The sequence below is a fragment of the Actinomadura rugatobispora genome (genome assembly GCF_042656285.1).
GTDB classification, from domain to species: Bacteria; Actinomycetota; Actinomycetes; order Streptosporangiales; family Streptosporangiaceae; genus Spirillospora; species Spirillospora rugatobispora.
Map to the genome: position 1 here is coordinate 73,688 of NZ_JBHSON010000076.1, position 23,667 is coordinate 97,354.

A 23,667-nucleotide genomic window follows, 5' to 3' on the forward strand; every position below is an offset into this window, starting at 1 on the left:
GGTCGTGGGCTTCCCTCATCTGGCCCGCGGCAGGTGCAGCAGGCGCTCGGCGACGATGGAGCGCTGGATCTGGCTGGTCCCCCCGGCGATGGAGGCGGCCCTGGAGTAGAGGTAGTCGAACAGCGCCGGGCCCTCGTCGCCGAGGAGCGGCGCCGTGCCCAGCGCGTCCATGGCCACCTGGTACAGCAGCTGCTCGGTGCGCGTGGACAGCAGCTTGTCCACCGAGCTCTCGGGGCCGGGCGGCGCGCCGTCCGAACGCGCCGACAGGCTGCGCAGGACGTGCAGCCTGAGCATCTCGGTGTGCACGAAGGCCCGCGCGACGGCGCGGCGCACCGCCGGCGGACGGTCCGCGTGCGCGGCCTGCCCGGCCAGCCGCCGGATGGCGCGGGCGTACCGGGAGGAGAACCCGATGTCGGCGGGCCCGCGCTCGTAGGCGACCGTCGTCATGGCCACCCGCCAGCCGTCTCCGGGGCGTCCGACGACCCGTCCCGCGGGGACCCGCACGCCGTCCAGGAGGACCTCGTTGAACTCCTCGTCCCCGTTGGCCTGGCGGATCGGCCGGACCGTCACCCCGGGTTCGCCCATGTCCACGACCAGGGCGGACAGCCCGCGGTGGCGGGCGGCGCCCGGGTCGGTGCGGGCGACCAGCAGGCAGCGGTCCGCCCAGGCGGCGTCGCTGGTCCAGATCTTCCGGCCGGTCACGACGTAGCCGGTCCCGGCCGGCTCGGCGCGGGTGGACAGGGCGGCGAGGTCGGAGCCGGCGTCCGGCTCGCTGAAGCCCTGGCACCAGATCTCCTCCCCGCTGAGCAGGCCCGGCAGGAAGCGGCGGCGCTGTTCGGCGGTCCCGTGGTGGAGCAGCGCCCTGCCCAGGAAGGCCGAGTGCGGAACGGGCGGGGCGCCGGCGGCCCCCACCTCGTCGGCGAGGACGGCCTCGTAGACCGGGGGCAGGCCGCGGCCGCCGTAGTCGGCGGGCCACGACAGCCCCATCCAGCCGTCCCGGAAGAGGGCGCGGTGCCAGGCGGTGTCGAAGGCGGCGCGTTCGGGGCCGCCGAGCGGGCGCGGACCGGCCGGGGTGTGCCCGGCGAGCCAGGCGCGCAGCGCGGCGCGGAAGTCGGCCTCCTGCGGGGAGTCCTCGTAGGTCAGCATGCACCGGCTCCGGATGCGCCGGCTCCGGATGCACGGGCTCCGGCGGGGACGGCGCCCAGGCGGTCGGCGAGCACGCCGAAGTGGTGCTCCTCGTCGCCCAGGGCCCGGCGGTCAAGGAGCGCCCGCCTGAGGTAGAGGTGGGCGACGCACTCCCAGGTCATGCCGAGCCCGCCCCAGATCTGCAGGGCGGCCTCGGCGACCGGGCGGGCGATCTCCGAGCAGAACGCCTTGGCGACGCGCGCCGCGTCGCGGGCCTCCTCGGGGCCGAGCGCGTCCACCGCCCACGCGGCGTGCCAGGCGCAGCTGCGGGCGCCCTCGATGAGCGCGTGCTGGTCGGCGGCCAGGTGCTGGACGGCCTGGAACGAACCGATGGGCCGCCCGAACTGGTGCCTGGTACGGGCGTGGACGAGGGCCGCGTCGAGCGTCCCCGCGAGGGTGCCGACCAGGTCGGCGCAGAGCAGGGCGAGGGCGAGGGCCTCCCAGCGCACCAGGTGGTGCGGTTCCACCGGGCCGAGGCGGGGGCCTTGGACGGCGCTCGCCGTCCTCGCGAGCCCTCGGGTCGGGTCGGCGCTCTCGGCGGGCCCGGTCGTGGCGGTCTCGGCGAGGCCGGGGCCGTCCACGGCGACGACGAGGGCGCCGTCGCTCCAGTCCCAGGCGATGCCGTGGGCGGCGGGGGCCAGCAGGTCGCCGTCGAGGACGACGCTTCCGGGCCGTTCACCGCGGGCCAGGGCGCGTGCCGCCTCGGCGGCCCTTCCCGAGGGGTCTTCGGCAGCGGCGGGGGCGAGCAGGGCGGTGGCCAGGAGGGTGCCCATCAGGGGCGCGCGCACCAGCCCCCGCGCCAGCTCCTCCACCGCGAGGGCGGCGGCGAGGGTCGCGTTCGCCATGGGCCGGGACGTGGCGGTTCCGGGGCCGTCGCCCGGTTCCTCGGACAGCAGCATGCCCGGCAGGCCCATCTCCACCACGGCCCGCCACGCCCGGTCGGGCCCGGGACCGGCGATCGCCGCGCCGTCCCGGTGCCCGCCGGTGGTGGCGTGGCGGCGCGCCAGCGACGCGACCGACTCGGCCAGCAGGCGCAGCTCCTCGGTCAGGCTGACGTCCACCCGCACCTCCGCGCCGCCGCGTGCCCGGCATCCCTTAGATTGCAGAAAATATATAACATAAAGAAGGCGGGTCAACCGGGGGTGATCTCCCGGCGGGCCAGCCGCCAGCCCGCCGGCTCCCGGCGGAAGGTGTCGCGGTAGTGGCCCATCGACCGCAGGTGCGGCTCGGCGCCGGTGCGGACGTAGAACTGCCAGTACGACTCCGCCACCGCCGTCCCGCCGTCGCCGCCGACCTCCACCGCGGTGGTGCCGATGACGTGGCGGGTGCCGCTGCCCGGGCCGGTGGCCCCCTCGGCGCGGCGCGCCGCGCCCGCCGCCCGGATCTCGGCGCGGCCCCGCTTCACCGGGACGCCGGGCATCTCCCAGACGGCGTCCTCGGTGAACTGCGCCGCGTAGTCGTCCAGGTCGCCCATGTCCGACAGCATCGCGATCCGCGCGAGGGCGCCCCGGATCTCCAGCTCGTCCCGGACCGCCCGGAACTCCCCCGCGCCGTCGGCGCCCGCCGCACCGGTCATCGCCGCCCACCTCCGCCCCGCGCCCGTCCGGGCGATCCGGCTGCTTGTCTGATTCTGGATTTTATATATAAGTTGACGACGGCTGTCCACGAAGACCAGGCCCGGCAGGGCGCCGCCGGCGCGGTGCCGGCCCGAAGGAGGGATCACCCGATGACCGAGCAGGACGGTGCCCGCCACGCGGAACGCATGTTCCCCGCCCCGGTCGACCACGGCATCGCCCGCCCGGACCGGGCCGTCGCCACGGTCCGCTCGGGCACCGACACCGAGGCCGGCGGCCACCGCAACGAGCTGTGGTACCAGGGCAGCGGCCGGATCGGCGAGAAGGCCGTGGAGTCGATCGTGATCTACCCGCCCACCCGCGGCGTGGTGGGCCAGGGCGACCCGTTCGAGCCGGTCCGGATCGGCCTGCTGATCGACATGGACCTCGGCCAGCTGCTGGCCGACACCATCGACCCGATCATCCTGGCCGTCGAGGACGCCCTCAACGAGGGGGTCTACGACCGTCCCGTCGAGATCCTCACGGTGGACGCCCGCGGCCTGCCCAGGGAGAACTACCGCAAGGTCCGCCAGGGCTACGAGAAGCTGGTCGAGGCGGGCTGCACGGTGGTCATCGGCCCGTTCATCTCCGACAACGCGCTGAACCTGCGCGACACCGTCAACGCCGCCGGGGTGTCCGCCCTCAGCTGGACCGGCACCACCCTGTTCCACGGCGAGTACTGCTTCACCGTCGCCAACGGCGACATCCCCACCGAGGGCGCCATGGCCGCGAGCTGGTGCTTCCAGAACGGCCTGGAGAAGATCGGCTTCTTCTGGGAGCAGGGCTCCTCCGGCGACCTGTACGCCGACTACTTCCGCACGGCCGCGCGGCAGTACGACCTGGAGGTCATCAAGGAGGTCCGGCTCACACCCAACCCCAGGAACTTCCAGCAGAACCTGGCGACCATGCGCGACCAGGGCGCCCAGGCGATCGTCTACATGGGGTACGGCTACTCGACCTTCCACTTCGCCGAGGCGTTCAAGGCCCTCGACTGGGACCCGCCCCGCTTCATGGGCACCGCGTTCATGTTCTACTCCAACTCCAACAAGTGGGCCGAGGGCCTGGAGGGCTGGCACGGCGTCGACCAGCTCGGCGAGGACGGCGCCAACCCCAACTACGAGGCCATGCTGGAGCGCTTCGAGGCCCGCTTCGGCCGCGTGTCCCGCAACGTCGTGGTGGCGCTGTCCTACGACAGCGCCCGCGCCGCGATCCACGGCATCGCCAACGCCCGCATCGCCACCCCGGAGGAGGTCAAGACCGGGCTGGAGAAGATCAAGTGGATGCCGTGCACCAACGGCGGACCCGGCTGCTACCTGACCTTCGCCGAGTACGACCACCGCGGCTACAAGGGCGACTTCCTCACCGTCCGCGAGCTGCGCGGCGGCGAGCTGCACTTCCGCGGCTACCACCGGCCGGCGTGGCCGTCCAACACCCGCTCCCCGCTGCTGAAGCAGGGCGAGCGCTGAGATGCCCGTCCCCCCGCCGCCGCTGGGCCGCTCCGCCCTGCACCCGGGCGCGTTCACGGGCACGGGCGTCGTCGTCACCGGCGGCGGCACCGGGCTGGGCCGCGCGATCGCGGTGGAGTTCGCCCGGCTCGGCGCCGACGTGGCCGTCCTGTCGCGCAAGGACGAGCACCTGCGGGCCGGGCTCGCGGCACTGGCGGAGTTCCCCGGGACGGCCACCGCGCACCCCTGCGACATCCGCGACCCGGACCGGATCGCGGCGGCGCTGGACGCGGTGGAGGAGGCGTTCGGGGGACGGCCCCGGGTGCTGGTCAACAACGCCGCGGCCAACTTCCCGGCCGCGGCCGAGGAGATGAGCCCGAACGCCTGGCGCACCGTCGTGGACATCACCCTCAACGGCACGTTCCTGTGCGCCCGCGAGTTCGCCCGCCGCCACCTGGCAGCCGACACGCCCGCCACGATCATCAACGTGGGCGCGTCGTACGCCTGGACGGGCGGGCCGGGGTTCGCCCACTCGGCGGCGGCCAAGGCCGGGGTCAAGAACCTCACCGAGTCGCTCGCGGTCGAGTGGGGCCCCTACGGCATCACCGTCAACGGGCTCGTCCCCGGGATGTTCCCGCACCGCGACATGACCGCCGACATCCGCGGCAACCTCGACCGGGCGCACGACAAGGACGACCGGCAGCCCGTGGGCCGGGTCGGCAGCCCGCACGAGCTCGGCTGGGCCGCCACGTTCCTGGCCTCGCCCTACGCGGGGTTCATCAGCGGCCACACGCTGGTCGTCGACGGCGCGAACTGGCAGCGCCGCACCCTCACCAACCCGCCCGTGGTGCCGGTCCGCGAGCAGCTCGGCCTCGGCCCGCACTAGGGGGATGCGCATGGACCTCATCTTCAGCCCGGAGCAGGACGAACTGCGCCGCACCGTGCGCGCGTTCCTCACCGAGACCTCGCCCGAGACGGAGGTCCGCCGGCTGATGGTCTCGGCCACCGGCTACGACCGGGACGCCTGGACGCGGATGGGCGCCCAGCTCGGCCTCCAGGGCCTGGCCGTGCCCGAGGAGTACGGCGGCGGTGGCGGCGGCGCCGTGGAGACGGGCATCGTGCTGGAGGAGATGGGCCGGGCGCTGCTGTGCGCGCCGTACCTGGCCACCGGCGTCATGGCCGTCCGCGCCGTCCTGGCCTCGGGCGACGAGGGCGCGGCCCGCGAGCTGCTGCCCGGCATCGCCTGCGGGGTGACCGTGGCGACGCTGGCCTTCCAGGAGCCGGGGCGGGGCTGGGAACCGTCCGCCCGGGACGTCACGGTGCGGCGGTCGGGCGGGCGGCTGCTGCTGCACGGCGTCAAGGACCTCGTCCTGGACGGCTGCGCGGCCGACCTCGTCCTGGTCACCGCCGCCGGCGAGGAGGGCACCGGCCTGTACGCGGTGGCCGGTGACGCCGAGGGCATGACCCGGACCGGGCTGGACGCGCTGGACCCGACCAGGAGGCTGGCGCGCCTGGAGTTCGAGGGCACGCCGGCGCTTCCGGTGGGCGCCCCGGGCGCCGGGACGGCGATCGTGGCCCAGACGCTCGACCACGCGGCCGTGGCGCTGGCGGCCGAGTGCGTCGGCGGCGCCCAGCGGATGATGGAGACCGCCGTCGAGCACGCCAAGACCCGCGTGCAGTTCGGCCGCCCGATCGGGGCGTTCCAGGCCGTCAAGCACGCGTGCGCCGACATGTACATCGACGTCGAGTCGGCGCGGGCGACGGCGCACCACGCCATGTGGACGGCGGCCGGGCCCGGCCCGGACGCCGTCGCGGATCCGCGTGCGGCGGCGGCGCTCGCCAAGTCCTGCTGCGCCGACGCCTTCATGCGCGTCGCCACCGAGACGATCCAGGTGCTGGGCGGGATCGGCGTCACCTGGGAGCACCCCGCGCACCTGTACTTCAGGCGGGCGAAGAGCTCCCAGCTCCTCTTCGGCGACACCGACCACCACCGGGAGAGCCTGGTCGCCCGCCTGGAGGCCGCCGCCACCGGCTGAGGCCCTCAGGCGTCGCCAGGGGCCTTCAGGGCGTCGCGGAACGGCAGGTCGCGGTCGGCCGCCCGCTCCCTGGGCAGGCCGAGGATGCGCTCGGCGATGGCGTTGCGCTGGATGGAGTCGGTCCCGCCGCCGACGCGCAGCCCCTGGGCGCTCAGCAGCTGCTGCTGCGGATCGCCTCCGCCGGGGGCGCCCGTCCCGGCGAGCAGCCCGCCGGGGCCGTCGATGGCGAGGCCGAGCTCGGCGGCCTGGTGGGCGCGGCGCGTCACCAGCAGCTTCATGATCGATCCCTCGGGGCCGGGCCGCTCCCCCCGGTCGAGCGCGGCGCGCATCCGCAGGCCCAGGATCCGCAGGACCTCGTCCAGCGTGTGCACCCGGGCGAGCGCCTGGCGGACGAGGGGGTCGCCGTCGCGCCCGCGCGCCCGCGCCCGCGCCAGCAGCTCGGCCGCCCTGGCCCCGCCCCCGCCGCCGATCATGGCGCGCTCGCTGGCGAGGGTGGTGTGGGCGACCGCCCAGCCGCCGCCGGGCTCGCCGACCACGTCGCCGGCGGGGACGCGGACCTGGTCGAGGAAGACCTCGTTGAAGTGGTACGACCCGTTCATCTGCCGCAGCGGCCGCACCTCGACGCCCGCCGAGCGCATGTCGAGCAGGAAGTAGGTGATGCCCTGGTGCTTGGGCACGTCGAGGTCGGTCCGGGCGAGCAGGATCGCCCAGTCGGCCGACCTGGCCTGCGAGCTCCACACCTTCTGCCCGGTGACGACCCAGTCGTCGCCGTCCCGGACGGCGCGGGTGCGCAGCGCGGCGAGGTCGGACCCCGCCTCGGGCTCGCTGTAGAGCTGGCACCAGACCCGTTCGCCGCGCAGCAGCGGCGGCAGGTGCGCGGCGCGCTGCTCCGGCGTGCCGTGGCGCATGAGGGTGGGCCCGACCATCGACAGCCCGATCAGCAGCGGGCCCACGGAGACGTCGAAGGCCGCCGCCGCCTCGGCGAAGACCGCCTCCTCGGCCGGGGTGCGGCCGCGCCCGCCGAACGCCTCGGGCCAGGAGATCCCGGCCCAGCCGCCCTCGTGCAGCCGGGCCTGCCACGCCTGCGCGGCGCGCACGCTCTCGGCCTCGGCCTTCTCGTACTCCTCGGCGGACGGCGCGGACTCGAAGTGCAGCCGGTGCCGGACCGTGCCCGCGAAGGCGGGGGCGTTCGCGGCGAGCCAGGCGCGGGCCAGCTCCCGGAAGGCCGTGCGTCCGGGGGTGTCCTGGTGGTTCATGGTGTCCTACTCGGCCTTCCAGCGCGGCTCGCGCTTCTCCGCGAAGGCCGCCGGGCCCTCGGCCTGGTCCGGGTGGCCCCACAGCCCCGTCAGCTCGGCGGCGCCCGCCCTGCACGCGTCGGTGAGCCCCTGTTCGAGGGCCCCCCACAGCGCGCGCTTGGTCGCGCGCAGCGCCGCGGGCGAGTTGCGCGCGACCTTCTCCGCGAGCTCCGCCGCCGCCTCGCGCAGCCGCTCGGGCGGATCGACGACCTCGCTCACCATGCCCAGCTCGCGGGCCCGCGCCGCGGACATCCGCTCGTACCGGCCCACCAGCGCCATCCGCAGCACGGCCTCGGCCGGCATCTTGCGCATCAGGCCGATCATCTCGATGGTGCTGGCCTGCCCGACCGACACGTGGGGGTCGGTGAACGTGGCGTCGGAGGCGGCCAGCACGATGTCGGCGTCGGCGACGAAGTGCAGCCCGCCGCCCGCGCAGACGCCGTTGACGGCCGCGATCACCGGCTTGTCGATGCCCAGGAACCAGGAGGTGAAGCCCAGGTCCCAGCGCTCCACCGACTCCCGGTAGCGCTCCATGCCCACGCCGTCGCTCGCCAGCTCCATCACGTCGGCGCCGGTCTGGAAGGCCGGGCCGTTGCCGGTGTTGACGATGACCCGGACCTCGGGGTCCTCGGCGAGCTCGGTCCAGGCGGCGCGCAGCTCGTCGCGCATCTGGTTGTTCATCGCGTTGCGCCGGTCGGGACGGTCGAAGATCAGCCAGCCGACATGGCCGCGCCGCTCGACGACGAGGGTCTCGTAGGTCATGGGGAGTCAGTCCGTTCCGCCGGATGGCTGTGTTCCAGGTGCCGGGCGAGGCTCTCGAGGTGGTCGGCCGGCCTGCCGAGCAGCTCGCCGCTCGTCCAGGCGCGCTTGTAGTACAGGTGGGCGTCGTGCTCCCAGGTGAAGCCGATGCCGCCGTGCAGCTGGATGGTCTCGGCCGCGACGAAGGCGTACGCCTCTGAGCAGTACGACCCGGCGACCGCGGCGGCCACCGCGAGCCCCGGCAGGTCGCGCAGGTCGCCCGAGCCGCGGCCGGACCCGGCGAGCGGGTCCTCCGCCGCGGCCTGGGCGGCGGCCATCGCCGCCGACCGCGCCGACTCGACCCGGATGAGCATCTCCGCGGCCCGCTGCTTGACCGCCTGGAAGGAGCCGATCGGACGGCCGAACTGCACGCGCGAGCCGGCGTGCTCGACGACCGCGTCCAGGCAGCGGGCCGCCCCGCCCGCCTGCTCGCAGGCCAGCAGGGCGCGGCCGACGTCCAGGGCCCGGCGCAGCGCCCCGGCCGCGTCCGCCTCGCCGAGCCGCCGCGCGGACGCGCCGTCGAAGGCCACCGCGGCCTGCTTCCTGGTGGGGTCGAGCGTGACGAGCGGCGTCACGGTCAACCCGGGCGCCCCGGCCCTGACCGCGAACACCGCCGTCTCGCCGCCGTCCAGCCGCGCGGGCACGAGCAGCAGGTCGGCGGACGCGCCGTCGACCACGAACCCGGCGGCACCGTCCAGCACGTGGCCCTCCCCCCGCGCCGACGCCTCCGCGACGGCGCCGTCCGGCAGGAGCCGACCGTCGGGGTCCGTCAGCGCCACGGTCGCCACCAGCGATCCCGAGCACAGGTCCGGCAGGAACTCGCGCCGCGCTGGCGGGTCGTCGAGGCAGAGCAGCAGCGGGATCGCGAGTCCGGTGGTGGACAGCAGCGGGGCGCACAGCAGCGCGCGCCCGGCCTCCTCGAACACCGCGCCCAGCTCCACGTAGGAGAAGCCGGCCCCGCCGTGCTCCTCGGGGACCACCAGCCCGGCCAGGCCCAGCTCGCCGCACAGGCGCCGCCAGGTCTTGGGGTCCCAGCCGCGCCCGGTGTCCATCTGCCGCCTGACCTCCGCCGGAGGCGACAGGTCCCGCAGCGCCTCGCGGACGGAGTCGCGCAGCAGGGCCAGCTCGTCACCGGACGCCGCGCTCACGCCCGCTCCCGGGCGAACCGCTCGATGGTGGCGTCGAACGCCCCCTCCAGCGTGGTGGCCCGGCCGGGCGGGTCGGGGAGCCGGACCGGGCCGTGCTCGCGGCTGGGCAGCAGCACCGTCGCGGTGGCGGGCGAGGTGATCTCGCCGCGCTGGTTGCGGGTGCGCAACTCCAGATCGACCGCCGGGCGGTCGCCCTCGGCCAGGTAGCGGCGGGTCACCTCGCCCTCGGCGAACTGGACGTCGCCGACGTAGTTGAAGCGGCGGAACTCCACCCGCAGCCGCCACAGCCACCCGTCATCGCCCATCCAGTCCGTGCACGCGTGGATCAGCCAGGTCTCCCGCATCCGCCCGTAGTCGAACGTGGTCGGATTGCCCGACTTGCGGGCGAAGGCCGGATCCCAGTGCACCCGCTGCATGGCGTCCGGCACGCCCAGCTCGTCGCGGTGGTAGAAGCGCGGGATCCGCCGCCGGTTCTTGTACGCCAGCCGCAGCGGCGCCACGTCGTACATCCCCATGCCCATGCCGACGTGCCAGCAGACCATGTCGGTGACGGTCAGCGGCCCCTTGACCAGCGGCCCCACCGGGTCGCCGACCTGGACGTCCTCCCACCAGCGCGGCTCGGCACCGCGCGGGGCCTCGGCGGCGTACCGGGAGTCGAGGTCGGCGACGGCCTCCTCGCTCCAGGGCTCGATCGCGACGTCGTCGTACTTCTTGCGCTCGCGGGCCTTGCCCCGCTCGGTGCGGAACATCATCCGGTACTGGGCGCCCAGCAGCGTCCCGGCATCGGTCTGGAACGCCTGGGCGGTCCACTCCTGCACGCCGCGCCCGCCGAAGTCGCTGGGCTTGTCGACCACGCCGACCAGGGCCGTGCGGCGCAGGATCTCGTGGTCGGCGGTCAACGGCGCCCACCACTCGCGCTCACTCGCGGCATAGAAGGCGTGCACGCCGCGCAGCGGATCGCCCTTCAACTCCCCCTGGCGCTCCAGCTCGGCGTCGTTGAGGGCGTCCTCGCCGATCAGGCTGTCGCCGCCGACCAGGGCGGGCGGGGCGATGGCGCCTTTCCAGCGCGTGCCCGCCGCGTACCCGGGATCCGACCACAGCGGGTTGTCGTCCCCGTAGGCCCACGCCACGTGGCGGAAGGCGTCCTCGCCGGGACGGCGGTAGTGCGGCGGCGCGGGGTAGACCTGGGGGACGCCGATGCGGGCGCGCAGCCGCTCCACTCCCTCGTCCGTGATCGTGCCGGTAGCCAAGTCGCTCACCAAACTATTTTATACAATATTGATCTCTGGCTTCAAGGGCGGCCGCCCGGCGCTCCGCTCAGATGCGCACGATGTGGCCGCCGTCGACGGCCACGATCTGGCCGGTCATCCAGGGCGCGTCGTCGGAGAGCATGAAGAGCAGGGCGCCCACGTGGTCCTGCGGCGTGCCCAGGCGCTTGAGCGCGAGCCCCTGGACCATCGGGTCGATGAACTCCTCGGGCACGACGCCGCGGGTGGCGGCGGTGTCGGTCGGGCCGGGCGCGAGGGCGTTGACCCGGATGTTCATCCAGCCCAGCTCCGCGGCGAGATTGACGGTGAGGCTGTTGAGGGCCGCCTTGGCGATCGAGTAGAAGCCGCCCGCCATCCAGGCCGCCGTCGACGACTGGTTGACGATGGAGCCGCCGCCGCGTTCGCGCATCGAGCGGTACACGGCGCGGGTGCAGTGCAGCGCGCCGTTGAGGTTCACCGCCATGAACCGCTGGTAGTAGTCGAGGTCGACCTTGGTCAGCGCCTCGACCTTCATCCCCCCGTAGATCGCGGCGTTGTTGACCAGGTGGTCGATGCCGCCGTAGGCCTCCACCGCCGCGTCGGCCATCGCCCGCGCGCTCTCGGGGTCGGCCACGTCCGTCACGACGGCGCGGGCGGTGCCGCCCGCGGCCTCGATGTCCTTGGCGACGGCCGCGGCGCGCTCGCCGTTGAGATCGGCGACCACCACCCTGGCGCCCTCGGCGGCCAGGGCCTTGGCGTAGGCCTCGCCGATGCCCTGACCCGCACCGGTGACGACGGCGACCCGTTCCTCGAAGCGCATGGGCGCACCCTTCGACGCTGCGCGGGAGCCCCGTCCGCGGCCCGTGCCGGCGGGCGGCGCTGGCCCGGCATTGGCTGTTCTGAGTTGTGCGGATAATATATATCATCAAGTCTACAAAACGGCCGAGCACCCTGGAGGCCCCATGCCGGAGGTCGAGTGCGAGGAGCGGATGCTGATCGGGGGCCGGCTCGTCCCGGCGTCCGGCGGCGGCACGTTCCCCGACGTCAACCCGGCGACCGAGGAGCGGATCGGAGTGGCCGCCGACGCCACCGCCGCCGACATGGACGCCGCCATCGGCGCGGCGCGCGCGGCCTTCGACGGCACGGACTGGGCCGCCGACCCCGCGTTCCGCGCCCGCTGCCTGCGCCAGCTCCAGCAGGCGCTGGCCAAGCACGCCGAGGAGCTGCGCGCGACGATCGTCGCCGAGGCGGGCGCGCCGGTGGCCCTCACCCACGGCGCCCAGCTCGACATCCCCGTCGAGGGCCTCGGCTGGGTCGCCGACCTCGCCGAGCGGTACGCCTGGACCACCGACCTGGGCGTCGCCGAGCCGTATGGCATCCGCTCGCACCGCTACCTGCGCCGGGAACCCGTCGGAGTCGTGGGGGCCATCACCCCGTGGAACTTCCCCATGCAGATCAACCTGGCGAAGGTCGGACCCGCGCTGGCGGCGGGGAACACGGTCGTGCTCAAGCCCGCGCCCGACACCCCGTACACCGCCACCCTCCTCGGCCGCCTCGCCGCCGAGGAGACCGACCTGCCGCCGGGCGTGCTCAACGTCGTGACCTCGTCCCGCCACGAGATCGGCCAGCTCCTGGCCGAGGACGAGCGCGTCGACATGGTCTCCTTCACCGGGTCCACCGCGACCGGACGCACCGTCATGCGCGCCGGGGCGGGCACCATCAAGAAGGTCTTCCTGGAGCTGGGCGGCAAGTCGGCCCTCCTCGCCCTGGACGACGCCGACCTCAAGAAGGCCGTCGGCAACGCGGCGTTCCAGATCACCACGCACGCCGGTCAGGGCTGCGCCATCCTCACCCGGCTCGTGCTGCCCCGGTCCCGCTACGAGGAGGGGCTGGAGATGCTGGTGGAGACCCTGCGCGGCTGGCCGTACGGGGATCCGACCGATCCGGGCAACCTGATGGGGCCGCTGATCAGCGAGCGGCAGCGCGAGCGCGTCCGCGGCCACATCGCCACCGGCCTCCGGGAGGGGGCCCGGCTCGCGCTCGGCGGCGGCGTGCCCGCCCACCTGCCGACCGGCCACTACGTGGAGCCGACCGTGCTGGCCGACGTCCATCCCGACGCGACGGTCGCCCAGGAGGAGATCTTCGGCCCGGTCATCGCGGTGCTGGCGCACGACGGCGACGACGACGCCGTCCGGATCGCCAACAACTCCCGGTACGGCCTGTCCGGCATGGTGGTCAGCGCGTCGGACGAGCGCGCCCGCGCGGTCGCCCACCGGGTCCGGACCGGGACGATCTCGGTCAACGGCGGCCTGTTCTACGGCGCCGACGCCCCCTTCGGCGGATACCGGCAGAGCGGTGTCGGGCGGGAGAGCGGCGTGGCCGGCTTCGAGGAGTACCTGGAGATCAAGACGATCGCGGAGACGGGGTGACCGGCGGACCATGGACGACGACGACGCCGTGACGGACGGCGGCTCCCTGGCGGGCAGGCGGATCCTGGTGGCGGGCGCGTCCGCGGGCATCGGGCGGGCGCTGGCGGTGCGGGCGGTCCGGGACGGCGCGCGCGTCCTGCTGACCGCGCGCCGGGCCGAGCTGCTCGAATCGGCGGTGGCGGAGGCGGGCGGCGGCGAGCGGCTGGCCGCCGACCTGTGCCGCGACGACGACTGCGCCCGGATCGCGGCGACCGCGCGCCGCGCGCTGGGCGGGATCGACGTCCTGGTCTTCTGCGTGGGCGCCGCCAAGCTCCGCATGATCGCCGACACCACCGGCGAGGAGCTGCGCGGGCTGTTCGACGCCAACGTGCTGAGCGCGCACCGCCTGCTGCGCGCCTGCCTCCCGGAGCTGGCGCCCGGCGCCATGGCGATGGTGCTGTCGTCGGAGACCGTCGGCCAGCCCCGCACGGCGCTGGGCGGCTACGCCACCACCAAGGCGGCGCTGGAACGGCTGGTCGAGGGGTGGCGGACGGAGCATCCCGGCCTGCGGTTCACCGTCGTCAAGGTCGGCGCCACCTTCCCCACCGACTTCGGCACCGGCTTCGAACCGGGCCTGCTGCACCGCGCCCTGGAGGACTGGAGCGTGCGCGGGCTGGCCCAGGAGGAGTTCATGTCGCCCGAAGAGGTGGCCGACGTGCTGGCCGAGGTGATCGCGGCGGCCGCGGGACGGCCCGCGATCGGCCTCGACCATCTGACCGTCCGGTCGCCGTCCCCGGTCGTCGGCGCCTTCGGCGGCGCCATCTCCCGATCGGCCGCGGGCCGTACCGCCCCGGCCGGCTCCCCGACCCCCTGACCAGGAGCGCTCAATGGTCGAGTACAACCCCTTCGTGAAGGAAACGGTGCACAACCCGTTCCCCATCTACCGGCGCCTGCGCGACGAGGCGCCCGTCTACCACAACGAGGACCTGGACTTCTGGGCCCTGTCGCGCTACCAGGACGTCATCGACGCCCATCTGGACACCGACGTCTTCTCCAGCGCCCACGGCGTGACGATCGAGGGCGCCGACCAGGGCGCGCCGTTCCTCATCACCAAGGACCCGCCCGAGCACACCATGCACCGCAAGGTGGTCGCGCGGCTGTTCACCCAGCGGCGGATCGGCCTGCTGGAGCCGTTCATCCGCCGCACCGCCGCCAGGCTGCTGGACCGGCTGCTGGACGCCGACCGCTTCGACCTGGTGCAGGACTTCTCGTTCCGGCTGCCGCTGGACGTCATCAGCGAGCTGATCGGCATCCCGGAGGACCGGCGCGAGCGGATCCACGAGCTCAGCGACCGGATCGCCGCGCGCACCGAGGACATGAGCATGCCGCCCGACGGCTACGAGGCCAGCGCCGAGCTGTGGGCGCTGCTGGCCGAGCTGGTGAAGGACCGGCGCGCCAACCCGGGCGACGACGTGATCACGCTGCTGATGAACACGCCGGTGGAGGACGAGGACGGCGGCACGCGCTCGCTCAGCGACGCCGAGCTGGCCTCCCGGTTCCTGGAGCTGGCCTTCGCCGGGCACGAGACGGTCGCCAAGCTCATCCCGAACGGGGTGATCGCGCTGAGCTGGTACCCCGACCAGCGGCGCGAGCTGGTGGCCGACCCGTCGCTGATCCCGGGCGCGGTGGAGGAGATGCTGCGCTGGGACCCGCCCTCGCACTACCAGGGCCGCTGGACGCTCAAGGACGTCGAGCTGCACGGCACCGTCATCCCGGCCGGGCGGCGGGTCGTCCTGGTGACCGGGTCGGCCGTCCACGACGAGCGCAAGTACCCCGACCCCGAGCTGTTCGACATCCACCGCGCCATCGACCGGCACGTCAGCTTCGGGTTCGGGCGGCACCTGTGCCTGGGCGCGTCGCTGGCCCGGCTGGAGACCCGGGTCGCGTTCGAGGAGCTGCTCCGGCGCTTCCCCGACTTCACCTTCGACGAGACCGGCGTCGAGCGGCACTACTCCAGCAACGTGCGGGGCCTGTCCAGCCTGCCCCTGCTGGTCGAGCGGTCCGCGGCCGTCTGAGTTCGCCGAGTTCGCCGAGATCCCCGAGAGGAGCGGCGGCGATGACCGACCACCCCGTCAACGACGCCATCAACCTGGTCAGCGGCGAGTTCTGGGGCCGCGATCCCCACGAGGAGCTGCGGTGGATGCGGGAGAACGCGCCCGTCTACCGCGACGAGAACGCCGGCGTGTGGGGGATCTCCCGGCACGCCGACGTCCGGCGGGTCTCCCGGATGCCCGAGGTGTTCTCCAGCGCGCACGGGATCCGGCCCGACTCCGGCCCGCTGTCGATGATGATCGACATGGACGATCCCGCGCACAAGGTCCGCCGCAGGCTGGTCAGCGCCGGCTTCACCCCGCGCCGGGTGGCGGCGCAGGAGGACTACCTGCGCCGGGTCTGCGACGAGATCATCGACGCGGTCTGCGAGCGCGGCGAGTGCGACGTCGTCGCCGACCTGGCCGCCCCGCTGCCGCTGATCGTGATCGGCGACGCGCTCGGCGTCGCGCCGGAGGACCGCGCGAGGCTGCTGACCTGGTCCGACGACATGGTGCGCGCCCTGACCGGGGGCGACGATCCGGATCTGCTGGTCAGGGCGGGCGAGGCGTTCGCCGGGTTCACCGGGTACGCCTCCCGGGCGGTCGAGGAGCGGCGGGCCGCGCCGCGCGGCGACCTGCTCAGCGTGCTCGTCCACGCCGAGATCGACGGCGACCGGCTGGACCGGGACTCGCTGGTCCAGGAGTCGCTGCTGATCCTCATCGGCGGCGACGAGACCACCCGGCACGTGATCTCCGGCGGGATGTACCAGCTGTGCGTCCATCCCGGCCAGCGGCGGGCGCTGATCGAGGATCCGGGCGGGATCCCGGCCGCGGTGGAGGAGATGCTGCGCTGGGTCTCGCCGATCAAGAACATGAACCGGACGGCGGTCCAGGACGTCGAGCTGGGCGGGCGGCGGATCCGCGAGGGCGACAAGATGCTGCTGCTCTACCCCTCGGCCAACCGGGACGAGGAGGTCTTCGACGACCCGTTCCGGTTCGACGCCGGGCGGTCCCCCAACGACCACGTCGCCTTCGGCAACGGCCCGCACTTCTGCCTGGGCAGCAGCCTGGCGCGGCTGGAGCTGAAGGTGATGTTCGAGCGGCTGCTGGCCCGGCTGCCCGACATGGAGCCGCTGGAGGACGGCGAGCCGGCCCGCCGGCCCGCCAACTTCGTCTCCGGCTACGAGACGTTCAAGGTGAGGTTCACCCCGACCGCGGCGCAGGCAGGCTGACATGAGCGAACTCCCCGAACTCCCCGAACTCCCTGAGATCGGCTTCTACGGGCTGGCGGGCCATTCCGGCACGCCGCGCGACCTGCTCGGGCAGGTCGCCTACGGCGAGCGGCTGGGCCTGGGCGCGGTGTTCCTGTCGGAGCGCTTCAACGCCAAGGAGGCCGCGACGCTGTCGGGCGCGGCCGGCGCGGTGAGCGAGCGCCTCGGGATCGCGACGGCGGCCACCAACCACAACACCCGCCATCCGCTGCTGACCGCCACGTTCGCCACGACGATGCACCGGCTGACCGGCGGCCGGTTCGCGCTGGGCCTGGGCCGCGGGTTCGACCCGCTCTTCGACGTGATGGGGCTGCCGCGGGTGACGATGGCGCGGATGGAGGACGCCATCGGCATCCTGCGGCGGCTCTGGAAGGGCGAGGCCGTGGTGGACCACCACGGCCCGGCCGGCGACTTCCCGTACCTGATGCAGGACGCCTCGTTCGACGAGGACATCCCGATCATGCTGACCGCCATCGGCGGGCGGACGCTGGAGTTCGCCGGGGCGGTGGCCGACGGGGTCGTGCTGCACACCTTCTTCACCGACGAGACCCTGCAGCGCTCGGTGGCCGCCGTCCGGCGCGGCGCGGAGCGGGCCGGGCGCGACCCCGCCGCCGTCCGGGTGTGGTCGGTGCTGGCCACCGTCGGCGACCATCTCGACGAGGAGGCGCGGCTGCGCAAGCTGGTCGGGCGGTTGACCACCTACCTCCAGGGGTACGGCGAGCTGCTGGTCCGCGTGAACGGCTGGGATCCCGCCGACCTGGCGCGCTTCCGCGACGACGAGCTCGTGCGGGGGTTCTCCGGCGCGTTCGACGCCGTCGCGACGCCGGAGCAGCTGGAGCACCTGGCCGGGCTCCTCCCGGACCACTGGCTCGCGGCCTCGGCGACGGGCTCGCCGGACCGGTGCGCGCGCCGCGTCCTCGACCAGTTCGGCGCCGGGGCGGACGGCGTCATCCTGCACGGCGTGACCCCGGCCGAGGTCGAGCCGGTCGTGGCGGCCTACCGCGAGGTGCGCCCGGCGGGCCCGGCCGCCAAGAGCGCGGTCCTCAACCCTGGAAGGAGCTGAGATGGGCGCTTCCGTGGTCGCCGACGCGGCGGACCTCACCCCGGAATGGCTGAGCGAGGCCCTCGGCGGCACCGTGACGGCGGTGGACCGGCGGCGGGTCGGCTCGGGCCAGATCGGCGCCTGCTACCGGCTGGAGCTGGAGGGGGCCGAGGGCGTGCCGCGGCGGCTGGTCGCCAAGCTGGCCTCCGAGGACGTGGCCGTCCGCTCCTTCCTCGCCTCCGCCTACCGCGCCGAGGTGTCGTTCTACGAGGAGCTGGCGGCGACCGTCGCGGTGCGCACGCCGCGCTGCCACTACGCCGCCCTGGCCGAGGACGGCGCGACGTTCGTCCTGCTGCTGGACGACCTGTTCCCCGCAGCGCAGGGCGACCAGCTCACCGGGTGCACGCCGGAGCGGGCCGCCGACGCGGTCGTCAACCTGGCGGGGCTGCACGGGCCCCGCTGGTGCGACCCGGCCCTGCTCGACCTGCCCTGGCTGAGCGCCGTGAGCGAGGACGACGCCGCCGGTCTCGGCGGGGCGTTCGGCCCGGCGGTGGAGACGTTCGTCGAGCGCTTCACCGGACGGCTCGCGGAGCGTGACGCGGGCACGCTCCGGGACACCGCGGGCGCCATAGCCGCGTGGGTGCTGGCGCGCGCCGACCGGTTCGGGCTCGTGCACGGCGACTACCGCCTCGACAACCTGCTCTTCCCGCCCGCGCCGGGGCGGGGCGTGACGGCGGTCGACTGGCAGACGCTCAGCATCGGCCATCCGGCGCGCGACCTGGCGTACTTCCTGTGCACGAGCCTGGATCCCGGTGACCGGGCCGCGCATGAGCGGGCGCTGGTGGAGGCGTACCACGCGGCCCTGGCCTGGTACGGCGTGAAAGGGTACGACCTGGACACCTGCTTCGAGGACTACCGTTTCGCCGCCCTCCAGGGACCGCTCATCACCGTGCTGGGCTGCGCGTACGGGACGCGGACCGAGCGCGGCGACGAGATGTTCCTGACCATGGCGGCCCGCTCCTGCGCCGCGATCCGGGAGCTGGGCTCGCTCGACCTCATTTGACCGACCGACGGAGGAAGCGCCGCATGCCGGACTACAAGACCATCCGCTGCGAGACCGAGGACGGTGTCGCGTGGGTGACGCTGAACCGCCCCGAGGTGCACAACGCCTTCGACCTGGAGATGATGCGCGAGGTGCACGCGTGCTGGCGGGCGCTCCGGGAGGACGACGAGGTCAGGGCGATCGTCCTGACCGGTGAGGGCGACAAGGCGTTCTGCACGGGACTCGACCGCGGGGCCGTGAGCAACCCGGACGCGCCGAAGGAGTTCGGGCAGCAGCGCGGCGCCACCCCCCTGCACGCCAACGACCCGGTCGACCTGCTGCCGCCCAAGACCGGGGCGCAGCTGTGGAAGCCGGTGATCGCCGCGGTCAACGGCATGGCCTGCGGCGGCGCGTTCTACATGCTGGGCGAGGTGGAGTTCATCATCGCCGCCGAGCACGCCACCTTCTTCGACCCGCACACCACGACCGGGATGGCGGCGGTGTTCGAGCCGATGCTGATGCTGCAGCGCATGCCGCTGGGAGAGGTCATGCGCATGTCGCTGATGGGCGCGCACGAGCGGCTGACCGCGCGCCGCGCCTACGAGATCGGCCTGGTCCAGGAGGTCGTGCCCGCCGGGGAGCTGCGGGAGGCGGCGGCGCGGGCGGCGAAGGCCATCGCCAGCCAGCCGGCGCTCGCCGTCCAGGCCACCGTGCGGTCCGTCTGGTACGCCCAGGAGCTGGGGCACCGGCAGGCGCTGGACGTGGGCAAGACGCTCGTCCAGCTCAGCATCGACGAGGACACCATGGCCGAGGGGCAGCGCGCCTTCGCCTCGGGGCGCCGCCCCGAGTGGCGGCTGCGCTGAGCGTCCGCCGTACCGGGTGCGGCGGCCGGTCGCCGCCGCACCCCCCGTCCCCGACACAGAGACGAGGCGAGCATGGACGATCCCGGCGGCGGCAAGGCCCTGGAGGGCACGGCCGCGCTGGTGACCGGCGGCGGCAGCGGCATCGGGCTGGGCTGCGCGGCCCGGCTGGCGGCGGACGGCGCCGCGGTCACCATCTGCGGCCGGACCGAGGCCCGGCTGCGCGAGGCCGTCGCGGCGGCGCCCGGCGGCCTGTCCTACGTCGTCGCGGACGTGACCGACGAGGAGCAGGTCGCCGCCGCGGTGCGGGCCGCGGCCGAGCGGGGCCCGCTGCGCGCGGTGGTCGCGAGCGCGGGCGGCTCCGGGTCCATCGGCCCGGTCGGCATGCTCGACGCCGCCGCCTGGCGCGACACCCTGGACCTCAACGTCACCGGCACCATGCTCACCATCAAGCACGCGGCGCGGGCGATGGCGGCCGCCGGCGGCGGGGCGGTCGTGGCGATCTCCTCGATCGCCGCGTCCAGCACCCACCGCTGGTTCGGCGCCTACGGGGTGTCCAAGGCCGCCGTCGACCACCTGGTCCGGCTGGCCGCCGACGAGCTGGGCGGCGCGGGGATCCGGGTGAACGGCATCCGGCCCGGCCTGGTGCGCACCGAGCTCGTCGCGGGGATCACCGGCCCCGGGCCCGTCCTCGACGACTACCTGTCCTGCATGCCGATCTCCAGGGTGGGCGAGCCCGAGGACATCGCCGCCGCGGCGCGCTTCCTGGCCGGGCCGGAGTCGTCCTGGATCACCGGTCAGGTCCTCAACGTCGACGGCGGGCACCACCTGCGGCGCGGGCCGGACTACTCCGCGCTCTTCGAGCCGCTGTTCGGCGAGTCCGCGCTGCGCGGGCTGACCTTCGAGCCGCCCTCCTGAGCCGTGGTACCCGGGGTCTTGACAGGGGCGCCGCGTCGATGCATTTTTGAACGGATTTCGAAAATGCATCCGGTAAGGGAGGCGGCGATGGTCGTCCAGCACCCCGAGGGGCGAGGAGCCCACGGTCGCGGGCGGCCATGGCATCCTCGACACGGACCGGCATGGGCCGGGCACGAGTGACGAGGGGATGCGGTGACCGAGGGCGGCGACGCGCCGGCACGACCGGCGGGCGGGCGGTCCGGCGGGGGCTCCCGCCGGGTGGGCCGGCCGCCGCGCATCGACCGCGCGGCGATCGCCCGCGCGGCGGGCGAGCTGCCGCTGGAGGAGCTCACGATGCGCTCGGTCGCCGAGCGCCTGGGGGTGAGCGTCGCGGGGCTCTACCACCACGTGTCGGGCCGCGACGAGCTGCTGCGGCTGGCGGCCGAGCAGTCGGGGCTGCGCATGACGCTGCCCCGGGACGAGGGCCGGCACTGGGCGGCGTGGTGCTACCAGTGGGCCGACTACACCCGGCGGGCGTTCGTCGCCGACCCGGAGCTGCTGAAGCAGTACATCGACGGTGCCCTCGGCGCCACGGTGATGGCCGACCACATCGAGGCGGCCATGGGCCTCTGCGTCCGGCAGGGGTTCTCCGAGCAGGACGCCTTCGACCTCTACGAGCTGGTCTCCGAGTGCGCGCTGGGCGGTGCGATCTCGGAGATCCGGGACGGCCGGGACGCGCAGGCGGGCGAGCCGCTGGACCTGGCCCTGCGCCGGGTGCTGGCGGGGCGTCCGGAGGCCGCGATGCCGCGCGTCCGGCGGCTGCTGGAAGGGGGCTCGCTGAGGCGCGCTCCATTCGCCGAGCGGGTCGCGACCGTGCTGGCGGGCGTCGCCGCCCGGCGGGGCGAGGAGGGCCCGGAGGTCGTCCGGCAGGTGCTCGCGGCCGCGGCGTCGTCTCCGGAGGGGACGAGGGCCCGGCACTGACCGTCCACGGCTCCGAGGGGGCGGCATGAGCGGCGACGGCCGGCGGCGGTTCCCGGACCCGAACGGCCTGCACGCGTGCTTCGACGCCGTCCTGCGGGAGGCGCCCGGCGCCGAGGCCGTCGTCGACGGCGAGCTGCGCCTCACCTTCGGCGCGTGGTGGCGGCGGTCGGGGATCGCCGCGGCCGCGCTGTCCGGCCTGGGGGTCCGGGCGGGCGACGTGGTCTGCCTGGTCCTGCCGTCCTCCGCGGACTTCGCCGTGTGCTACGTGGCGGCGATGCGGCTGAACGCGATCGTCACGGCCGCCAACCCCCGGCTGGGGCCGGACGAGATCGCCCACATCATCGGCAGGACGTCGCCCGCGGTGATCGTGACCGACGCTCCGGGATCGCTGCCGCCGGCCGGCGCGGCCGCCGTCCGGAGTCCCGCCGAACTGCTGGAGGGCGGCGCGGAGATGGCGGGCGCGGCGCCGTCGTCCCCCGCGGACCCGGCCGTGATCGTCTGGACGACCGGGACGACCGGGCGGCCCAAGGGCGCCTGGTTCGACCACCGGTCGCTGCAGATCATGGCGCGCGAGATGGGGCCGCTGAGCCGGCCCGGCGACCGCAAGCTGATGCCGGTGCCGTTCGCCCACGCGGCGTTCATGACCCGCGTCCACGACCAGCTGATCCACCGCAGCGCGCTGGTCCTGACGCCGCGCGAGTGGACGGCGCGCGGCATGCTGGACCTGCTCGTGCGCGAGCGCGTCACGGTCGGGCAGGGCGTGCCCACCCAGTGGGAGAAGCTGGTCGCGCTGGAGGAGCTGGCGGGCGCGGACCTGTCGCGGCTCCGGCTGGTCTCCACCGGGGCCGGCCGCGTGCCGCCCTCGCTGGTGCGCGCGATGCGCGAGCGGCTGGGCTGCCCGGTGGTCGTGCGGTACGCCTCCACGGAGGTGCCGCTGTGCTTCGGGACGGATCTGGACGATCCCGTCGAGCTGGTCGCCTCGACCGTGGGACGCGCCCTGGGGGGCGTCCGGGCGGAGATCCGCGCGGGGGACGGCACGCGGCTCGGCCCGGGCGTGACCGGCCGGGTGTACCTGCGGTCGCGGGGGTCGATGCGCGGGTACTGGCGGGAGCCCGGGCCGACCGCCGAGACCATGGCCCCCGACGGCTGGATCGCCTCCAGCGACCTGGGCTCGCTGGACGCGGCCGGCAACCTCACGATCGTCGGGCGAGCGGACGACGCGTACATCCGCGGCGGCTACAACGTGCATCCGTCGGAGGTGGAGCCGGTGCTGCTGGCCCATCCGCGGATCCAGCGGGCCACGGTCGTGGGCGCGCCCGCGCCGGTGATCGGGGAGCTGGGCGTCGCCTTCGCCGTCCCGGCCGGCGCGGGGCCGCCCCCGGAGACCGCGGAGATCCGGGCGTGGTGCCGCGGCCGGATCGCGGACTACAAGGCGCCCGACATCGTGGTGTGGCTCGACGACCTGCCGGTGAACGCCACGTACAAGATCGACCGCACCGAGCTGCGCCGCCGCGCCGAGGACGCCGTGGCCCGGCAGCGGCGGCCGCATCCGCGCGACTGACCTTCGGACCAGAGCGCCGAGGCGGCGCTCCGGTCCTGGATCAACACGGCCCTGCGCGTGCCGCTGGACGAGGGAGATCGCCGCCCTCCTCCCGCGTCCCTGAGCCGCCCCGGTCAGCCGCGCACGGCGACGATCACCATGGCCACGGCGGCCAGCGCGTCCAGGACGAAGCAGAACTCGGCCAGCGAGCGCACCACGACCTTGCCGGTCCGGTGGTGGCGGACGTCCCACGCGGCGTGGCCGAGCAGCCCGGCCGCCACCAGGTACGCCCCGAACTCGGCGCCGGCGACCACGGTGACGGCCGCGACCAGCCCGAAGCCGGCCATCGCGACCGTCTGCAGCGGCAGCCCCTCGGCCGGGCGGGCCGCGCCGGTGAGCAGGCCGTACACCACGGCGGCGAGCGCGGTGCCGAGCAGGACCCACGTGGGGTCGACGGCGGGGACCATGACCTTGGCGAGGGCGATGACGGCGAACGCTCCCCAGAACAGCGGCCACGCCGCCGCGGGCTTCCGCAGGGCGGCGGCGGCGAGGTAGACCAGCGCGGACGCGGTGAGGACGGGCGCCAGCTCGGCACCCTCGGCCAGGCCGTACGCGGTGAGGCCGGCCGCGACCATCCCCGCCAGGACGGGCCACCGGGAGCGCAGCCGGCGGCCGTGCGAAGGGGCGCCGGACGGCGCGTCGATCCGGGAACCGTGGCCGGAGCACGTGTCGATCATGAATGCCTCCCTGACTGGATACGGTGGAGGGG

Annotated in this window: 22 protein-coding genes; 13 read left to right on the forward strand and 9 right to left on the reverse strand. The window is 74.6% G+C overall.

The features are described 5' to 3' along the window. Positions 1 to 15: 15 nt before the first annotated feature. The 3 genes from ACFPZN_RS40170 to ACFPZN_RS40180 all read right to left on the reverse strand — a co-directional run bounded on the left by ACFPZN_RS40170 (position 16) and on the right by ACFPZN_RS40180 (position 2,761). On the reverse strand, positions 16 to 1,146 hold the full coding sequence (locus ACFPZN_RS40170) for an acyl-CoA dehydrogenase family protein (protein WP_378287820.1): 1,131 nt from the start codon (positions 1,144 to 1,146) through the stop codon (positions 16 to 18). Further along, a complete protein-coding gene (locus ACFPZN_RS40175) occupies positions 1,140 to 2,246 on the reverse strand; it encodes an acyl-CoA dehydrogenase family protein (RefSeq protein WP_378287821.1) in 1,107 nt (368 codons plus the stop codon). The genes ACFPZN_RS40170 and ACFPZN_RS40175 overlap by 7 nt, the downstream gene beginning before the upstream one ends. A 71-nt stretch (positions 2,247 to 2,317) precedes the next feature. Next, complete coding sequence (locus ACFPZN_RS40180) at positions 2,318 to 2,761, reverse strand: nuclear transport factor 2 family protein (protein ID WP_378287822.1); 444 nt, start codon at positions 2,759 to 2,761, stop codon at positions 2,318 to 2,320. 150 nt (positions 2,762 to 2,911) lie between these two features. Here ACFPZN_RS40180 and ACFPZN_RS40185 point away from each other — a divergent pair, with 150 nt between their 5' ends. Genes ACFPZN_RS40185 through ACFPZN_RS40195 form a run of 3 tightly spaced genes read left to right on the forward strand, consistent with a single transcriptional unit; the run spans position 2,912 to position 6,279 of the window. Then, complete coding sequence (locus ACFPZN_RS40185) at positions 2,912 to 4,264, forward strand: ABC transporter substrate-binding protein (RefSeq protein ID WP_378287823.1); 1,353 nt, start codon at positions 2,912 to 2,914, stop codon at positions 4,262 to 4,264. A gap of 1 nt (position 4,265) precedes the next feature. Then, the gene (locus ACFPZN_RS40190; RefSeq protein WP_378287824.1) at positions 4,266 to 5,129 is read left to right on the forward strand and encodes an SDR family oxidoreductase; all 864 of its coding nucleotides are present in this window, start codon (positions 4,266 to 4,268) and stop codon (positions 5,127 to 5,129) included. Between the two features lie 10 nt (positions 5,130 to 5,139). Next, positions 5,140 to 6,279: an acyl-CoA dehydrogenase family protein gene (locus ACFPZN_RS40195; protein ID WP_378287825.1), complete on the forward strand. Its 1,140-nt coding sequence runs from the start codon at positions 5,140 to 5,142 to the stop codon at positions 6,277 to 6,279. 5 nt (positions 6,280 to 6,284) lie between these two features. On the opposite strand, the gene ACFPZN_RS40200 is transcribed toward ACFPZN_RS40195, so the two are convergent. Genes ACFPZN_RS40200 through ACFPZN_RS40220 form a run of 5 tightly spaced genes read right to left on the reverse strand, consistent with a single transcriptional unit; the run spans position 6,285 to position 11,587 of the window. Then, positions 6,285 to 7,535, reverse strand: a complete 1,251-nt coding sequence (locus ACFPZN_RS40200) for an acyl-CoA dehydrogenase family protein (RefSeq protein ID WP_378287826.1) — start codon at positions 7,533 to 7,535, stop codon at positions 6,285 to 6,287. 6 nt (positions 7,536 to 7,541) lie between these two features. Next, on the reverse strand, positions 7,542 to 8,336 hold the full coding sequence (locus ACFPZN_RS40205; RefSeq protein WP_378287827.1) for an enoyl-CoA hydratase/isomerase family protein: 795 nt from the start codon (positions 8,334 to 8,336) through the stop codon (positions 7,542 to 7,544). Further along, positions 8,333 to 9,520 carry an acyl-CoA dehydrogenase family protein gene (locus ACFPZN_RS40210; RefSeq protein WP_378287828.1) on the reverse strand — a complete coding sequence of 396 codons (1,188 nt, stop codon included), beginning with the start codon at positions 9,518 to 9,520 and terminating at the stop codon, positions 8,333 to 8,335. The genes ACFPZN_RS40205 and ACFPZN_RS40210 overlap by 4 nt, the downstream gene beginning before the upstream one ends. Beyond that, positions 9,517 to 10,779, reverse strand: coding sequence for a hotdog family protein (locus tag ACFPZN_RS40215; RefSeq protein WP_378287829.1), 1,263 nt, complete (start codon positions 10,777 to 10,779; stop codon positions 9,517 to 9,519). Before ACFPZN_RS40215 ends, ACFPZN_RS40210 begins: the two co-directional genes overlap by 4 nt. Before the next feature lie 58 nt (positions 10,780 to 10,837). After that, positions 10,838 to 11,587 (reverse strand): SDR family oxidoreductase, encoded by a 750-nt coding sequence (locus ACFPZN_RS40220; RefSeq protein WP_378287830.1) that lies wholly within the window; start codon positions 11,585 to 11,587, stop codon positions 10,838 to 10,840. A 142-nt stretch (positions 11,588 to 11,729) separates the two neighbouring features. Here ACFPZN_RS40220 and ACFPZN_RS40225 point away from each other — a divergent pair, with 142 nt between their 5' ends. From ACFPZN_RS40225 to ACFPZN_RS40270, 10 genes are all read left to right on the forward strand, one after another. Then, positions 11,730 to 13,196, forward strand: coding sequence for an aldehyde dehydrogenase (locus ACFPZN_RS40225; RefSeq protein WP_378287831.1), 1,467 nt, complete (start codon positions 11,730 to 11,732; stop codon positions 13,194 to 13,196). A 10-nt stretch (positions 13,197 to 13,206) separates the two neighbouring features. Beyond that, positions 13,207 to 14,049 carry an SDR family oxidoreductase gene (locus ACFPZN_RS40230; protein ID WP_378287832.1) on the forward strand — a complete coding sequence of 281 codons (843 nt, stop codon included), beginning with the start codon at positions 13,207 to 13,209 and terminating at the stop codon, positions 14,047 to 14,049. 13 nt (positions 14,050 to 14,062) lie between these two features. Further along, entirely contained in the window at positions 14,063 to 15,250 is a 1,188-nt protein-coding gene (locus ACFPZN_RS40235) for a cytochrome P450 (protein WP_378287833.1), read from the forward strand. A 41-nt stretch (positions 15,251 to 15,291) separates the two neighbouring features. Then, positions 15,292 to 16,497, forward strand: coding sequence for a cytochrome P450 (locus ACFPZN_RS40240; RefSeq protein WP_378287834.1), 1,206 nt, complete (start codon positions 15,292 to 15,294; stop codon positions 16,495 to 16,497). Position 16,498: 1 nt separating this feature from the next. Next, positions 16,499 to 17,599, forward strand: coding sequence for a TIGR03857 family LLM class F420-dependent oxidoreductase (locus tag ACFPZN_RS40245; protein ID WP_378287835.1), 1,101 nt, complete (start codon positions 16,499 to 16,501; stop codon positions 17,597 to 17,599). A 1-nt stretch (position 17,600) separates the two neighbouring features. After that, positions 17,601 to 18,641: a phosphotransferase family protein gene (locus ACFPZN_RS40250; protein WP_378287836.1), complete on the forward strand. Its 1,041-nt coding sequence runs from the start codon at positions 17,601 to 17,603 to the stop codon at positions 18,639 to 18,641. Between the two features lie 23 nt (positions 18,642 to 18,664). Then, positions 18,665 to 19,483 (forward strand): enoyl-CoA hydratase/isomerase family protein, encoded by an 819-nt coding sequence (locus ACFPZN_RS40255; protein WP_378287837.1) that lies wholly within the window; start codon positions 18,665 to 18,667, stop codon positions 19,481 to 19,483. Positions 19,484 to 19,555: 72 nt separating this feature from the next. Beyond that, a complete protein-coding gene (locus ACFPZN_RS40260) occupies positions 19,556 to 20,398 on the forward strand; it encodes an SDR family oxidoreductase (RefSeq protein ID WP_378287838.1) in 843 nt (280 codons plus the stop codon). Positions 20,399 to 20,590: 192 nt separating this feature from the next. Next, the gene (locus ACFPZN_RS40265; RefSeq protein WP_378287839.1) at positions 20,591 to 21,358 is read left to right on the forward strand and encodes a TetR family transcriptional regulator; all 768 of its coding nucleotides are present in this window, start codon (positions 20,591 to 20,593) and stop codon (positions 21,356 to 21,358) included. 25 nt (positions 21,359 to 21,383) lie between these two features. After that, positions 21,384 to 22,919 carry a class I adenylate-forming enzyme family protein gene (locus ACFPZN_RS40270; protein WP_378287840.1) on the forward strand — a complete coding sequence of 512 codons (1,536 nt, stop codon included), beginning with the start codon at positions 21,384 to 21,386 and terminating at the stop codon, positions 22,917 to 22,919. Positions 22,920 to 23,032: 113 nt separating this feature from the next. Here ACFPZN_RS40270 and ACFPZN_RS40275 read toward each other — a convergent pair whose 3' ends face one another. After that, the gene (locus ACFPZN_RS40275) at positions 23,033 to 23,635 is read right to left on the reverse strand and encodes a hypothetical protein (protein ID WP_378287841.1); all 603 of its coding nucleotides are present in this window, start codon (positions 23,633 to 23,635) and stop codon (positions 23,033 to 23,035) included. Positions 23,636 to 23,667: the final 32 nt, after the last annotated feature.